This is a genomic window from Vibrio sp. Y51_MX_L26 (assembly GCF_024181935.1).
Taxonomy (GTDB): Bacteria; Pseudomonadota; Gammaproteobacteria; order Enterobacterales; family Vibrionaceae; genus Vibrio; species Vibrio diabolicus.
On the sequence record NZ_JAMZAS010000006.1, the window covers coordinates 58,255 to 73,888 of the forward strand.

At 45.9% G+C, this 15,634-nt stretch carries 15 protein-coding genes and 1 pseudogene; 3 read left to right on the forward strand and 13 right to left on the reverse strand.

Annotation, left to right across the window (positions count from 1 at the left end):
* From NL645_RS14410 to NL645_RS14445, 8 genes and pseudogenes are all read right to left on the reverse strand, one after another.
* Window positions 1-666 (reverse strand): DUF2268 domain-containing putative Zn-dependent protease, encoded by a 666-nt coding sequence (locus NL645_RS14410; RefSeq protein ID WP_182035904.1) that lies wholly within the window; start codon window positions 664-666, stop codon window positions 1-3.
* A gap of 68 nt (window positions 667-734) precedes the next feature.
* Window positions 735-1,526 (reverse strand): annotated as a pseudogene (locus tag NL645_RS14415) (LytR/AlgR family response regulator transcription factor).
* Window positions 1,527-1,541: 15 nt separating this feature from the next.
* Window positions 1,542-2,564 (reverse strand): sensor histidine kinase, encoded by a 1,023-nt coding sequence (locus NL645_RS14420; RefSeq protein ID WP_253651898.1) that lies wholly within the window; start codon window positions 2,562-2,564, stop codon window positions 1,542-1,544.
* On the reverse strand, window positions 2,565-3,911 hold the full coding sequence (locus NL645_RS14425) for a hypothetical protein (protein WP_253651899.1): 1,347 nt from the start codon (window positions 3,909-3,911) through the stop codon (window positions 2,565-2,567).
* A 45-nt stretch (window positions 3,912-3,956) separates the two neighbouring features.
* Window positions 3,957-4,742, reverse strand: a complete 786-nt coding sequence (locus tag NL645_RS14430; protein ID WP_253651900.1) for an outer membrane lipoprotein-sorting protein — start codon at window positions 4,740-4,742, stop codon at window positions 3,957-3,959.
* Window positions 4,735-6,003, reverse strand: coding sequence for an ABC transporter permease (locus NL645_RS14435; RefSeq protein WP_253651901.1), 1,269 nt, complete (start codon window positions 6,001-6,003; stop codon window positions 4,735-4,737). The genes NL645_RS14430 and NL645_RS14435 overlap by 8 nt, the downstream gene beginning before the upstream one ends.
* Window positions 5,991-6,689, reverse strand: a complete 699-nt coding sequence (locus tag NL645_RS14440; RefSeq protein WP_005383201.1) for an ABC transporter ATP-binding protein — start codon at window positions 6,687-6,689, stop codon at window positions 5,991-5,993. The genes NL645_RS14435 and NL645_RS14440 overlap by 13 nt, the downstream gene beginning before the upstream one ends.
* A gap of 9 nt (window positions 6,690-6,698) precedes the next feature.
* Window positions 6,699-7,367, reverse strand: coding sequence for a hypothetical protein (locus NL645_RS14445; protein WP_253651902.1), 669 nt, complete (start codon window positions 7,365-7,367; stop codon window positions 6,699-6,701).
* Between the two features lie 407 nt (window positions 7,368-7,774).
* Between NL645_RS14445 and rodA the strand changes: the two genes are divergently transcribed.
* Window positions 7,775-8,857, forward strand: a complete 1,083-nt coding sequence (gene rodA, locus NL645_RS14450; protein WP_253651903.1) for a rod shape-determining protein RodA — start codon at window positions 7,775-7,777, stop codon at window positions 8,855-8,857.
* A 73-nt stretch (window positions 8,858-8,930) separates the two neighbouring features.
* On the opposite strand, the gene NL645_RS14455 is transcribed toward rodA, so the two are convergent.
* The 3 genes from NL645_RS14455 to NL645_RS14465 form a co-directional block, all read right to left on the reverse strand.
* A complete protein-coding gene (locus tag NL645_RS14455; protein WP_005392082.1) occupies window positions 8,931-9,647 on the reverse strand; it encodes a YebC/PmpR family DNA-binding transcriptional regulator in 717 nt (238 codons plus the stop codon).
* A 135-nt stretch (window positions 9,648-9,782) separates the two neighbouring features.
* Entirely contained in the window at window positions 9,783-9,992 is a 210-nt protein-coding gene (locus tag NL645_RS14460) for a DUF3283 family protein (protein ID WP_005374484.1), read from the reverse strand.
* A gap of 100 nt (window positions 9,993-10,092) precedes the next feature.
* Window positions 10,093-11,988, reverse strand: a complete 1,896-nt coding sequence (locus NL645_RS14465) for an ATP-binding protein (protein WP_243327407.1) — start codon at window positions 11,986-11,988, stop codon at window positions 10,093-10,095.
* Between the two features lie 68 nt (window positions 11,989-12,056).
* On the opposite strand from NL645_RS14465, the gene NL645_RS14470 reads away from it, so the two are divergent.
* Window positions 12,057-12,812, forward strand: a complete 756-nt coding sequence (locus NL645_RS14470) for an ABC transporter substrate-binding protein (protein WP_006740908.1) — start codon at window positions 12,057-12,059, stop codon at window positions 12,810-12,812.
* Between the two features lie 71 nt (window positions 12,813-12,883).
* Here NL645_RS14470 and ribA read toward each other — a convergent pair whose 3' ends face one another.
* Entirely contained in the window at window positions 12,884-13,945 is a 1,062-nt protein-coding gene (gene ribA, locus NL645_RS14475; RefSeq protein WP_006740907.1) for a GTP cyclohydrolase II, read from the reverse strand.
* Between the two features lie 281 nt (window positions 13,946-14,226).
* A complete protein-coding gene (locus NL645_RS14480; protein ID WP_005392088.1) occupies window positions 14,227-14,424 on the reverse strand; it encodes a PA3496 family putative envelope integrity protein in 198 nt (65 codons plus the stop codon).
* Window positions 14,425-14,785: 361 nt separating this feature from the next.
* Between NL645_RS14480 and NL645_RS14485 the strand changes: the two genes are divergently transcribed.
* A complete protein-coding gene (locus tag NL645_RS14485) occupies window positions 14,786-15,634 on the forward strand; it encodes an ABC transporter ATP-binding protein (protein ID WP_104970357.1) in 849 nt (282 codons plus the stop codon).

Here is a 15,634-nt window from a genome sequence, read left to right on the forward strand (position 1 = left end):
TTATTGATAGAAAAGCTCGGCTTTTGCTCCAACCAAATCCAGCTCAGAGCCCTGAAAATCAGCCAGATATTCCGCGACAAGGTTGTACCCGACCCAATACCCCATGTACTTCGGCCAGCGGCTTTCATCACTGCCAAGAAAGTAAGCATCGAAGTTGTAATCTAAACTGGTCAGCTTGTCTTTCATCTCAGCATAGAAAGGACGCCAATCTTGATCTTTGATGTTCTCAAACAAGCTCGGAGTGACGCCACCATTCACCTTACGTTCGAAATGACAAGCTAACCCTTCCATAATCAGCACATCACCAAGCGCAACGCCATTCTCTCCCGCTCGCATACGGAACAGGTGATGCAACTCATGCGCTAGCACCGCAGCTAGTTCTTTATCAATCACGTTTTTAATATCTGCACGTTGAGTATCAAGAAGAATCTCTACACGATGGGCGCTTAAGCAATAGCCACCAATCCCCGTCTGCGGTACGTCATTGCGATCAAACGGGCTAATGGTCAGGTCGACGTTACTTAAATCGTTGCTACTTAAATCGTTGTTACTTAAATCAAAGTAACTAGAAAGCTGTGAGCTCAGGTCATCAAGTTTCTGATGCAAATACTCAGCGATTGGAGACAACTCTCCCGTCGCATTTAAGAGGGTGACGCGATAACTCATTTATCTTCCTTGATAATTTGGGTTAAGAGTAGCGAGTTTACAGTGTAAAGAGTGAGCAGTTCTAGCGATTACATTCCTTTGAACAAACTTTGAGATGCACGGCTCACAGGGAGCTTATTTTCTCCAACGTGAACAAACATTCTGCCTGCAAAGTCTTTGTTTACTTTGCTAATTTTGCACACTTGCACCACGCTTGAACGGTGCACTTGCCAGAACTGTTCTGGGTTAAGCTGCCCTATCAACTCTTTCAACGATGTACGAATCAAATACTCCTGCACTTTGCCTTGTCCTTGTTGTGCATACACAGAAACGTATTTTTCTTCCGCTTTGAAATACAACACATCAGACGTAGCAATCAGATGAATATCTTCCCCTTGCGTCGCTTTGATCCACTGAAGATATTGCGGCGTTTGTGGCGCGGAGAATTGCTGCAACTGTTCTAACAGGCTGCTCATCTGCACATTACTGCTTTCTTAATCTCGCTTAGCAAGGCGTGCTTTCACTCTTTCACACGTCGTCAGGAGGCGCTCATCCGAGATAGGCTTGAGCAAATAATCGGCGGCATTTTGTTCAAAGGCTTTGATGGCGTAATCATCGTACGCGGTGACAAACACAATCAAAGGTGGATTGGCGAGTTGATTGAGTTTTTGCGCTAGTGTCATGCCATCCAAAACTGGCATACGAATATCAAGAAACGCAATGTCAGGTTGGTTGTGCTCAATAGCTTGCAACGCTTGTTCACCATCTGCAACTTTGGCTATTACCTCTAGCTCTGGCCACACTTCAGCTAGGCTTTTATCAAGATGACGCCTCAATAACGGTTCATCATCAGCAATAATGGCAGTAAACCCTATATTCATTCCTTTCTTCCTTGCTTACGATTCCATTGGCCAGCTCAAGCGAACACAAACGCCACCCTGAGCAGACTCACTGATAACAACCTCTCCTTGCCCTGCGAACAAAGCTTCAACTCGCTGCTTGAGATTACTCAAACCCACGCCGGAGCCCATGTGCCCACTAACGTGATTTAAGCCAACACCTGTGTCTCTGACTTCAATCTGCAAGTTCTGTTGTTCGCGCTTGATGAGCAAACTGACTTCGCCGCCTTCTCGCTTTGGCTCAATACCGTGAACAATGGCATTCTCCACCAAAGGTTGCAACATCATCGGTGGCAGTTCTGTTGTTCCTAAACCGTCTTCTACTTCAATTTTGTAGCTTAGACGTCCATCCAGACGTATCTTCTGAATACTCAAGTAGGCTTCAATTAAGGCAATTTCATTCTCAATCGTGGTGTGCTCTTCACGTGAGCTTTTTAGCGTCGCACGTAATAGTGCGGTAATTTGATCCAACATCTGCTTGGCCTTATCAACGTCCTGGGACATCAACGCGCTGATATTTGCCAAGGTATTAAATAGGAAATGCGGTTCAATCTGGCTTTGCATCTGTTTAAGCTGACTTAGCAACAGTGCACGTTCCTGCTCTGCCTTTTCACGCTTGATACTCTCTAATTCACGCTGAGCAATCGCTTCTTTCTCTCGTGAGTGGAAATAAAAGTAACACATGCCGCTGAATAACAAGCCCATCAGCAACACTGGCAGCATGCCCGAAATACCGAAGTATTCACCGAGCCAAAACTGCGCATTAATGACACCAAACAACAAACAGGCGGTCAGTGACAAAGCAATTTCTAGTCTACGGGGGATGCTAGGAAACAACTTGTCGACTAACCAAGAGAAGAACAAGGCGGAGTAACCAAAACCAAAGCTCACCAATACATGTACATAGTAAGGACCACCCCAAACAGACAATGTCATTACCGAGATAAACAAACAGAATAAAGTCGTGACAACCACACTGCGTAGCCATCCACTTTCTACCATTAACTTAGCTGAATACATTTAGAATTTCCCTTTGATATTAAATACAATCATATGCTTATCATTGATTTGTGCGTAAGCAGATTGGTCGTCTCCGGTTAAAAAGCGTGCGGCAACTTCCACTTCTACACTTTGATCGCCAGTATCAATCCATTGGTAGTTAAGCCACTGCGTGACAATCACACCACTATCTTGTGGCGACAGCATCACATCCAACGTGGGGGTTACATCACTTAGCCAGCCCATATCCGCTTCGCCGTTCCATGCAGCCCACGCTTCCACATCCCAACTCCAGTGCAGCATTACGTTATGCTGAACGATATTGGCATGCTGAAACCCTTGGGCGTAGCTTGTTGCAAGTAGAGCGCTGCTAGCCAACAGAGAGTTGTTAGGATCAGGGATCTGAGAAAGTAATTCGCCACGCTCTATTGCTTGTTGCCATTCGCTTTTCGACCATGCACGGCTGTCGTACCAATATTCAGCAATCACATTGTGTCCGGCTTGGTTTGCCCAGTTCAATCCAATTAAGGCTTGGAATGCGCTGCCCTGCTCCTCAACTGAAACGGGTTGGTAAAGATCATCCTGCTGAAACTGATACCCGACACTTTGCTTTTGCCACAGCATGGAACCGTGCATGGCGATGGATTCATCCCACACGGCGATGGCACTGGCGCCAAGTAAACCGCGGCGCACATCATCGTAATAACCAATAAGTTGATACTCGGTATCACCCACCAGCGCATAACGACGAATACCAACACCTTGTTGCTCTGCGGCTTGATCCAGAGCACTTTGGTCTTGCTGCCCCCAGCTTGAATCCGTCGCAATGACGGTCCATTCGCCGGCCATATCGTAGTGTGAAAGTGAAAACACACCCGCACCTTCTTCTGCTACTAAGCCAACAGGATTTTTTCGATACGGCTTAAACAGATCCAAAGGTCGGTAGCCATAACCCACTCCCCAATCCACGCGTAACTTACCCAAACTCACATCAAGAGCGGTATCACCGACTTGCCACTCCCCTAGCCAAGCCAGCTCTCGAACCAACAGTTGGTTATCAGCTTCACTCCACCAATCACTCTCTCCTTGTTGATTGAGGTACAAGCCTTGGCTGTACAGAGCGAACAAGCCACTGAAGTTTTGATAGTTCACTTGCACATCCAACAGTGCATTAAGTGAATCATGAGAGCTGCCCTGCGCTTGCATAAATGCGCTATCACGCTGCTTGGCAGTTTCGTAGCTGACAGCCCAATCCCATTCAAAACTCAGCTCATCATTGGCAAAAACTGGGGCTGCTGTGCCCACACACAACGACGCAGCAATCAACAAACTGGTGCTTTTGTTAAGGTTAGGCTGGTGCGGTTTCATGTGACTTCCTTGCTCGTTTTTATGGTTCTATTTACGAAGCTCAGACTAAAGCTGAGTCGTGTTGGCTTTTGGCAAATAACTTGGGTTGTAGAACTTGTTGTCCAGCTGCCAAGGTACGATTTCTTGATACTCGATAACGGTCTTTTTGCTCGGCTGAATGCTATCAAGCAAGGTCATCTCACTGACGTAGTCTTCACCGTTGTCGCTTGCACGTCCGTATTGCGCTTGCTTGGCGAGTTTGCCAGAGCGCAAGTAAAGATCGGCTTTGATTGGAAACGCATCTTGCTCAGACAACCACAAGTCGATCTTCTGATAGCTCGCCCCTTTGGTTTTCGCGGTTAAAGCAAGGTGATAAGCCGCGACACTTTCTCCGTTCACCGAAACGGTTTCTGTCGCTTTCCATTCACCTTGATAATCTTGGCTCCACGTCAGGGTTGAGATGTCGCCGATAGACGCTTCCCCAAGCAGCTTTTGCATTGGCGTAATGCGAATCGGACGGCGGCTTTTTGGCATTTGCAGCCAGTAGTTGTCTCCCATCATCAGCATCTTTTGCCCAGCTTCGACTGCCGATTTGAATACGACCAGCGATTCACGATTTGGACGCGTGTACACATGGTAAAGGCGGGTTTTATCTAACTCTTGGTCTTGATATAGGCGCACCAATGACACTACTTTGGAGGAATCATCGTGCAAGCGGTAGCTATCCGCTTTTTCAATCAATTGCGCGACTTGCTGTGCATCTAGCGCTGTTTCATTCGCACTGGCATTCATGCTTGCCATGCCGCTTACCGTCAGCAGTGCAATTGGTAATAGTGATTTGAAATTAAACATAAATCAGTGCCTCCGTAATTGGCTTGTTCACCCCTTTGCGCGCCGAGAAAAACGCCGCAACCAAACAAATCATCAATACTGCAAATCCTGCGACAGCCACCAGCTCCCAAGAGAAGTAAATCGTCAATGGGTAACCTTCTGTGCGTCCTGGCGGTGGCGGCATTTGTACATCCACGACCATCAGTAAAATGGTGACTAATGCAGTGAACAAAGCGCCGATTAAGCTACCAATCACCGCGAGTAACCCTGCTTCGCGCAAGAACCCAGTAATGATTTCGCGAGGGTAGCTACCAAGTGCTGACAAGGTGCCGATTTCACGTGTACGCTCGGTGACCGACATGGTCATGGTGTTGAACAGCGCGACAAAGACCACCAACGCCATTACTGCACCCATGATGCCGAAGATACGGTCGTACAAATCTTTCACTTTGAGATAGAAGAACGCACGCTCTTGCCAAGGCGTAATCTCAATATCTTGATCACCAAAGTTCTGCTTTTGCTTACTCAGAACCGAAGCCACTTGTTGCTCGACTTTGCTCGTTAAACTGGTATCGAACAGGAAGACTGATAACGCACTGACTTTATCGGAGCCCAACAACGATTGCGCACTGTTGATGTGCACGTACAGCTGGCGTTTATCAAGCTCAGGCACGCCGGTTGAGTAAATGCCACGTACTTTGAAGTCATACGCGTTCAATGCGCCGTCGGTTGTGGTCGCCAGCAAGGTAATCCAATCGCCAACGTGCACGCTTAGGTTATTCGCCAAATCAACGCCGAGCATCACTTCTGGCTCTGCTGGGTCATAACGCGATGCATGAATGTTGGACAGCGTCTGCCCTTCGCGCACATCCAAAAACGGTCCTTTCATATCGAATTCGCGCTCGTTAACGCCAATGCCGATAAAGATCGAGGACTTGTTACCGTTGGAAATCAAACCGCTGAACTCAACTCGTGGCTGCACGCCTCGCACTTCATTCAACCCAATCAATTGCTTGGTGATGTCGTCGGCGTGAGTTAAACCGTTACTCAACGGCATCTCTTCTTCTTTAGCGAAGTAACCCGGCGTGGTTAACGTCAGATGCCCCGTGTCACGCGCTGTCGACTCTTTTAAACTGTCGTAGGTATACAGACCAAAACCACCCGCACTGGTTAACGCAAACACGGCAATGGCGATGATCAGAATCGACAACAAACTGCGGCGGCGATTGCGTTGCAGGTTCAACCAAGCAAGGCGAACCGAAACAGGAATTAGCTTGCCCATGAAACCTCCTCCACACTTGCGTGCGTTTGGGTGATTTTGCCGTCCACCAATTCAATGGTGCGATCACAACGAGATGCCATACGAGGGTCGTGTGTAGCGACGATAAAAGTGGTGCCAAGCTCGTGTCCAAGTCCTTTCATGATGTCGATGACCTTGTTGGCAGTTTGGCTATCAAGACTTGCGGTTGGCTCATCGGCAATCACCAACGCCGGTTTGTGCACTAAGGCACGCGCAATTGCCACGCGTTGTTGCTGACCACCTGACAAGTTATCGGGCATGTGATGAATAAACTCGCCCAAGCCAACGTGTTCTAACATTTGTGTAGCGAGCTCGGTTTGTTCCGCTTTTGAAAAACCGTTGAGATGCAGCGGATACGCCACGTTCTCCAACGCTGTCATCACGGGGACAAGATTAAATTTTTGGAACACAAAGCCAAGCTTTTCACGGCGCATTTTCGCCGCCTGCATTTGCCCAGTTGGGTATGGGCTGCCTGCAAATGTCACCTGACCTTGGTATTGAGTATCCAGCATGCCAAGCACGTTAAGTAAGGTGCTTTTGCCTGAGCCAGACGGCCCGCACAGAGCCACCATTTCGCCGGAAAACACTTCACCAGAAACGTCTCGCAATGCACGCACCGTTTGGCTACCAAGGGCGTAATCGCGGCTAAGTTGATTAAAAACGATCATGACGCCTCCCTAATACTTGGCTAGCAGCGCTTTCGCAGTTTGCGTTTCTAGATTGCTGTCGCCCAATTGCTCCATTTGCGCTAACCATGTTTTGGCTTGTTGAACATCTTCAGCTCGTAGTGCTGCTTCAATGGCGTAGCGATAAATCCAAGACGTTGCGGCGAAAGGTTGCTGACTAAAACTCGGCTCATCGAGCAATGAAAGGTACAGCTTGTAGCCACGCTCAAAGTGATTGAACATGTCAGGTAAAGAGGTAAACGTAGTGGCTGCCATGGCGGTGGCTAGTTGGTATTCCGGCAAGCCTTGTAAACGTTGTTGTTCTTGCAGTGGTACTGGCTGATTCGCCATTAAATCCAAACCCTTTTGGATTGTGGCAAGACCGCGCTCGGTGAACTTCATCTTGTTCCAAGGCATAAACGCCTCACGACCTTGCAACGTTTCAGCACTGCCTAAATACACCAAGGTCACCGGCGTTGCACCTTGCTCTTCGAGTTGTTTGGATAATTCGCCGTAAACGGTATCAACTAAGCCAGAGTCACCTTGCGCTGCTTGGTTGAATTGACTGAGTGTGCGCTCGCTTGGATTAGCCAGAGCCAAATTGCTGCTGAGTGCAAATGCGGCGATAAACGTACTTGCCAGTTTAAGAGCTTTGATTGAGCGAGATTGAGAAACCATCATGTACTGTCCTTAGTTGAACGTGATTTGATGGTTTCAGATTAAGGGAGAAGATCGCACGCTGCTTTTGCATGCGACCAATGGCAGTTATTTAGAATGAACGGTTGTTTGCTGCGATGAATGACATTCCATCCTTAAAGAGAACATTTATCCCAGCTTGTTTGTAAGCGTCTGTCTTTCACCACAATAGGAATAAAAATACTGGCTTAAAATCTGCGTCTAGTGTATTTATCCATTCCACAGCTTTCCAAGCAGCTTACCCATAACAGACGACATCGACGCCCCTCTCATACACACCTTTGCATGGTGTCTGTTATTTCCAAATAGGATTCTTAGCATCGGAATAGTTCGAACTCTCGAGTTCTGGTTGTTTTCGCGCTCGAACTGGGTGCGTTATTAGGTCGTAGAAAATGAATAAGCGTTTTTTCCCCAGGGTCGATTTGCCACTGCTGATGGCGATCATTCCGATCATGCTATTGAGTACACTAACACTTTGGAGTGCCAGTGGCTTTAATGAGGCCATGCTCTTCAAGCATTTAGCACGCTGCGGACTGACCTTGGTTTGTATATTGGTCATGTCATCGATTCCCGCCGCTAGCTATCAACGCTCAGCTCCATATCTCTACATTATTGCGGTTGCGCTGCTACTTGCTGTCGCTTTGTTTGGCGATAGCACTAATGGTTCTCAACGTTGGCTCGATATTGGCTTTTTTCGCTTTCAACCCTCGGAGCTAATCAAACTCTCGATTCCAATCATGATCGCGTGGATGCTACATATTGAAGGCGGCAGACCAGATAGTAGGAAAATTGCATTTTGCTTACTCATCACTATGATTCCTGCCGGATTAATCGCGCTACAACCGGATTTAGACGGTGCGGTTTTTACCGTCATTTACGCCTTATTCGTTTTATTTTTAGCTGGCATGAGCTGGAAAATAATCGGTGGCTTTGTCGCGAGTATATTAACGTTGGCGCCAATTTTGTGGTTCTTCGTCATGGAGACGTATCAAAAAAGCCGCGTTACTCAGTTCTTGCACCCGGAGTCGGATCCGTTAGGTTCGGGCTACCAAATCATCCAATCTTTAATTGCGATAGGCTCCGGCGGAATGAAAGGCAAAGGTTGGATGAATGCTACGCAAGGAACACTTGGCTTTATTCCAGAAAGTCATACGGACTTTATTTTTTCGACTTATGTCGAGGAGTGGGGTTTTGTTGGTAGTTTAGTCTTGCTCGCACTGTACTTGTTTATTACCGCGCGCGTCATGTTGCTTGCATGTCAGTCTGACCACTTTTTTAGTCGGCTTGTGAGTGGTGCATTAGCGATGAGCTTTTTCCTGTATGCTTTTATCAATACAGGCATGGTGAGCGGCTTGTTGCCTGTAATGGGAAGCCCTTTGCCGTTCTTTAGTTACGGCGGCACGGCCATGCTGACGCAAGGCATCTGTTTTGGTGTGATCATGTCACTGTGTTATTCCAAATATCGCAACGCATAATGCTGCTAGCAAAAAGTACGATCAAAAAAGGCTTCCCTCGGGAAGCCTTTTTACAACGGTGGAAGCTAAGAAATTATAGCTCTGCGTTGTGGTAAACCTGCTGAACGTCGTCACAGTCATCTAGAAGATCTAAGAATTTCTGGAACTTCTCAGCATCTTCACCCGCTACTGGAGTGTGAGTTTGAGGAACGAAAGTGATTTCTTCCACATCGATCGTTAGATCTGGGAACGCACCATTTAGTGCTGTTTTCGTCTTGAAGAACTCTGTATGAGGAGCGAATACAGTAATCACTCCGTCTTCTAGCTCAACGTCAGTTACGTCCACATCTTCCATCATTAGCGTTTCTAGGATGATTTCATCATCGTCGCCTTTGAACTGGAATACCGCTTGGTGATCGAACATGTGAGAAACTGAGCCCTCAACACCAATTTTCGCACCCACTTTAACAAAGCATTGGCGTACATCTTGGAAAGTACGGTTGCCGTTATCGGTCAGACAGTCAACGATAACACTAGTACCGCCAGGGCCGAAGCCTTCGTAGCGCGCTGGTTGGTAATCTTCACCACCGCCGCCACTCGCTTTGTCTAGTGCTTTGTCGATAACGTGCGCTGGTACCTGATCTTTTTTCGCTTTCGCGATCAGGTGGCGAAGAGACAAGTTCATGTCTGGGTCACTACCGCCGTTTTTCGCGCACATGTAAATTTCTTTACCGTATTTGGAATAAACTTTAATTTTCGCGCCTGCAGTTTTCGCCATAGAGGCTTTGCGCACTTCAAAACTTCTTCCCATCGGGATGTCTCTCTAAATTCAAATTTAATGCGAAGGATTTTAGCAAAAAGCGAAACCTTTTCAATTTCGCTTAGCAAAGGAATGGGGAGGTTACCTCATTCGCCACATAGTTTTATACCGTTGTCACGATTCGCGTTAAGCGACACCCATTACTCGTTTGTACTTTTCGACCGATTGCTGAAAAAACGCTTTTTCATCAGCATCGTTAATCTTGGACAACTGTTCTTCTATTGCTTCAGGACCAGATTTGGCCTCTCTGAGCTTCCAAACCAAAAACGACGCTTGTTTATCCAGTTCGATTTTGTTTTTTTCATCAGGCGGCAATAGGGATAGATTGAACGACATTTACAGCCTCAAGGTACTTTAAATACTAGCCGCGCACTATAGCATACAGAGTTACAATTGCAGAATAGAAACGCACTTAACTTGATCAATTTCAAGTTAACTATTTGGGACCCGCACTGATTTTCAGTGCTTTTGGTAAAAACTGCTCGAATATTTGATGCAACCGATCTTTGGTCACAGGTTTGGCGACAAACTCATTCATACCGACGTCAAAGCAATGTTGTTGATCTTCCTTAATAACATTGGCACTCAACGCAATAATGGGAACGTGTTTCCCCCACTCTCCCATTTGTCGAATACGCTCAGTAGTAATGAAACCATCCATCACTGGCATTTGGCAATCCATAAACACCAAGTCAAAAGCTTGCTTCTCACATAGCTGAAGCGCTTCTTCACCATGATTTGCGACGCTCACTCGAACGCCGAGCTTTTCCAACATAATACGCACGACTTTCTGGTTTACGATGGTATCTTCAACAATCAATACCCAAGGTTGATTGTCATGCTGGAGGCTGGTTTCATTATCTTCAATTTTTGGAAACGTCAAAACATTAGGTCGTTCCGTGTAGGTAGACCGTGCTTTTACTACAACTGGAATCGAAAACTCAAAACAACTACCAAGCCCCAACTCACTTGTCAGTTGGATTTCTCCTCCCATTAAGTTCACCAACTGAGCACCAATCGCCAAACCAAGGCCGGTACCACCGTACTTTCTGGTTGTACTGCCATCGGCTTGTTGGAAACGTTCGAAGATCGCTTGTTGGTTCTCTTTCGCAATACCAATGCCAGAATCAACGACGCGAAATCGAATCATGGCGACATCATGCTCTTGACGTGTTAACTCAACAAGAAGCTTCACATGACCACGATCAGTAAATTTGATCGCGTTGCTCAACAAATTGTTCAATACCTGTTTTAAGCGTGCAGCATCACCTTGCACTTCCGCTGGCAAGTGAGGATCAATATCGCTAAGCAATTGCAGATTCTTCTGCTTGGCTTTGACGGTATGTAAGCTGATCACATCATCCAAAATACGGCGCAGATCATAGCTCGCATTTTCTAATTCGACTTTACCTGCTTCGACTTTAGAAAAGTCGAGAATATCGTCGATGATCGTCATTAAAGAGTGAGAAGAACTATCGATGATCTCTACAAACTCTTTTTGCTGAGGATCGAGTTTGGTGTCACCCAGTAATGAAGCGACACCAATAATGCCATTCATCGGTGTTCGAATTTCATGGCTCATGGTGGCAAGAAATTCACTTTTTTTGCGGTTGGCGACTTCCGCTCTATCTCTTTCTTCTTCAAGTTCAGTCTGATGCTCACGGACTTTCTCAACGCTTCGGTTGTATTTCTCCGCCAACACGCTCACTTCATCAAAACACCAACGCTTTGGGAGCGTAACTTTGCTTGGGACCTTCCCGCCACTAAAATCGCTCACGGCGCCGGAAAGCAGTTGGAGAGGATTGACCAAGAGGCGGAAGGCGACCCAAAGCACGCCAATTATGAGCAATAGGATCTTGATCGCTTCTGTCGTGAGTAAGAAAAAAAATTGTTGCCAAAGATCTTCATAAATCGAGCTCAGATCCGCCTGAACAGTCAATGTCGCCAGATCATAGGTTTTATCACCAACACGATATTGCATCGGCCAACTTCTTTCTACGACATCCTCAGAAAGTGCGGTGCCCAGTTCGACGATAACTTCATCTTCATTAGCGATACGTAAATAATCCACAGAGGGCATGCGCATTGCGCCCTCTGCTTGAGTGAGTAACAGCTCCCTATCCTCCACCCATAAGCTGGCAGAAAAGCTCGATAAGTAACTGGATTCGACCTGCTTTAGCTCGACGTGCAAATGGGCTAAATCTTCATTAAAAACTCGATATAAACTCACAGCGGAAATGATGACAGTAAAGATTAAACTCAACGTTAACACCGCCAACATAAGTTGGTTGCCGATACTAAATCGACGTTGAGATCGCTCTTTTTCATCCATATGAAATCGCTCCGATAAACTTGCGCTACTCTAAATATAGCCACGCGCAAATAATAATCGAGGATACGATGAAAAGACTTCTACTTAGATTGGCTTTTAGCTTTATTGCGATAGGAACTTATGCTACTGCCGCTGAAGTGAACTATTACGTTATCGCCGACCAAGCAAGGCCATTTCAAATAGAACAACAGGGGCAAATGCATTCCGGGATTGTGACTGACATCGTCAGTGCCATTTTCGCTGAATCGGATTATCAGGTGAATTATCACACTTATCCGTTTAAACGAATGATTTCCATATTAGAAGAAGGTGGCGAACCAAACTGGCTAACTTACGGCAGCCCAAACTGGGGCAAGGTGCAATCAGAAAACTTGTCTGAAGAGCCCATTTACACTGTAAAACATGTATTGGTATCGAGTAGTGAGAAGCCGTTAGAGTTCAAGAATATGGACACTATGCATGGCCGATCTATCGTATTACTACTCGGTTTTGATTATCCGAATTTAATCCCATTCTTTGAGGATGGTAGTGTGAATGAAATACGCGTTAAAGATTATGATGCCGCATATCGAGTGATAACCCGAACACCAGGAGATACAGCCTTCGTCGAAATGGAATCACGCGTTATGTACAACTTAAAACGCCTCAATTTGTCGCTAGAAGATTTTCAGATCCAATCTTTCGACTCAGTTATCCCTGACTACTCGATCTATTTGGCCTTTTCGCCCCAAATGCAGCCAGAAACTCAGGACTACATCAATACACGTTTGGCTGAGTTAAAAACATCGGGTGAAATTGATGAGATCATTCAAAGGTATCAATAAATGACCTAACGAATGAAAACGCCAACGATTCTATCGTTGGCGTTTTCATCTATTGAGACATAGATGATGCTTTACTTGGTGTGATTGACAAACTTAGGATCAAACATGTGCCCTAATTTACTCGCCTTAGTTTGCAAGTAGTGTTGATTGCTTGGATTATTACCTTCTTGCAAGGGCACACGCTCAATGACGTTGATATCAACCGCTTTTAACGCAGCCAGCTTACGTGGGTTGTTCGTCATTAGTCGCACCGCATCAATGCCCAAATGCTCTAACATCCCTTTACAGAATGCGTAATCACGCATATCAGCAGCAAAGCCCAAACGTTCATTGGCTTCTACAGTATCGGCGCCATCGTCCTGAAGGTGATAAGCTCGAATTTTATTAATCAAGCCAATACCACGTCCTTCTTGACGCAAATAAAGCAGTACACCACATCCCTCTTCGACAATATTTTGTAGCGCCCTATTGAGCTGAAAACCACAGTCGCAACGCGTACTAAACAAGGCATCGCCAGTAAGACACTCCGAATGCAACCGAATAAGCGGTGCAGCGCTGTTTGCAGGCTCTCCATACACGAGGGCAAGATGCTCTTTGTTCGTGGCAGTTTCAACGAAGCCATACATCATAAATGTGCCCCATTGGGTAGGCAATTTGGCTTTATCGATGAACTTCACGAGATTGTAGGGCTCGACATGTCTCAGCTCAGCCCGAACGTTCATCAGAATTTCTCCTAAATGATTTTCTCCTTTACCGTCTCCCCCATCCCCCCAAAAGGCATCTTTGTGAGAATGCTCTGTGAGACAAGCGTTACCCGTTCTCATTAACTGCTGCGCTAAAGGTGGATTTTGCAGAAACTTTTCTCTAACGATGAAAGCCATAACGGCCAACTTCATATCCTCCCAGTCACTTCTGACGAAATGTTCGTATTTTCGGCTTAAGGCGAATGCTTCATCGGGAGTGCTCGCGTGTTGAATTTTGCTTTGTAACTGCGCATCGAGGAACTTTTGGGCTTGATAATAATGTTCGCTGGTGGGCCAAGTTTGGGAGGATATATTGACTGGGGCATGGCAAAAATTGGAAAGAAAACCGTGGGGCTCATCGGGCTCATAAAAAAGGATTTGGTCAACCATACTCGCGCTCCTTGCTTTGTGGTCGCGATAATCAACAAAAAGCATATCGCTGTTGATATATCTTTTAGTAACGCTAGGTAAGATTGTCAAACTTCTACACAGATGAAAATGAGTTTGGATCTAGAACTTTTTAGGTGAAAGAGAGGTGAATTAGAACGTTTGGATAAGAAAAATAAAGAGATGTGAGATGTTGTAGTGAGACGCTATGGCTAAAATGGAGCGAAAAATAAAAAGGGCAGCCCGACGACTACCCTATGGATTGCTATACCAAACTAGAGCAATCAGTGTATCAAGCCAAGCTCCCTTGCTTCTTCAATGGTCAATCCACTTTCACGGATTTCACGTAGCGCTTCAATGCGTCTTCTGGCTTCTGCTGATTTCACTGTTTTCTCAGGCTTCACAACGGCTTCTTCATCAGGTAATTCCCATTTGTGAGCGATGTTGGTCATCTCGTCATGGTCGATAGAATTAATGGACATATTTCCTCCGAACACACCATGTTTTCGATGCGTAATCTATAGCAAAACAGGAACGAGGTGGTAAGAAAAACTGTAGGGAAATGTGACCCCTCCCGCCCTTTCGTTAACTCCTTAATAGATCCATCATTTAAGTTTTGCCAAGGGGCAAATTTACGATTAGATTTGAATAATTACCCCTAAGAAAAGTGTGCTGATCCAGCTCTCAATTCTCGTCTTCCTTGACTTTATTAACAACGCCGGATACCACTTTTTATTTCGCCTAACTTTCGAGTCACTTCACTGATTCACCGCTTGCCACTTTCTAAAAACCATCACACCTGATAATGATAATAGTTATCTTTTACATTGGTGAGGTGTTTATATGGATGGTATTAACTTAAATCATGCATACCACAATAATCCGGTCATCCAGATCCGAGATTTATGCGTCGATTACATCACCGATAATGGTGATTTCAATGCGGTAAAATCCGTCAGCTTCGATATCGGCAAAGGGGAAGTATTTGGGCTTGCTGGTGAATCGGGATGTGGCAAAAGCACGATCGCATTCTCGATCAACCGTCTCCATAAGCCGCCAGCGTTCATTTCTGGCGGTAAAATATTGTTTGATGGCAAAGACATTCTTAGCCTCTCAGATTCTGAGCTAACCGCTCTGAGGTGGAGTGAAATCGCCATGGTGTTTCAAAGCGCGATGAACTCACTCAACCCTGTCTTAACGATCCAAGAGCAATTCGCAGATGTATTGCGTCATCACCAAGGACTCACCAACGCTCAAGCGAAAGATCGAGCAGAAAAACTATTGGACTTGGTCAATATTCCACGAGAACGGTTAACGGAATACCCTCACCAATTTTCAGGTGGAATGCGTCAGCGCTTGGTGATTGCTATTGCTTTGTCTTTGAACCCTAAGCTGATCATTATGGATGAGCCCACAACCGCTTTAGATGTGGTGGTACAAAGAGAGATTTTACAACAAATCTACCAGCTTAGAGATGAATTTGGCTTCTCAGTACTCTTTATTACGCACGACTTGGCGCTGATGAGCCAATTGTGTGATCGCATTGCCATCATGCGGCATGGAGAAATCGTCGAAGTCAATCAGGCATACGAAATTCGCAATAATCCTCAACATCCCTACACACAAAAGCTATGGGCTTCTTTCCCAAACATCCACGATGTCCACAAACAACCAGAGCAACCAGGAGCGTAA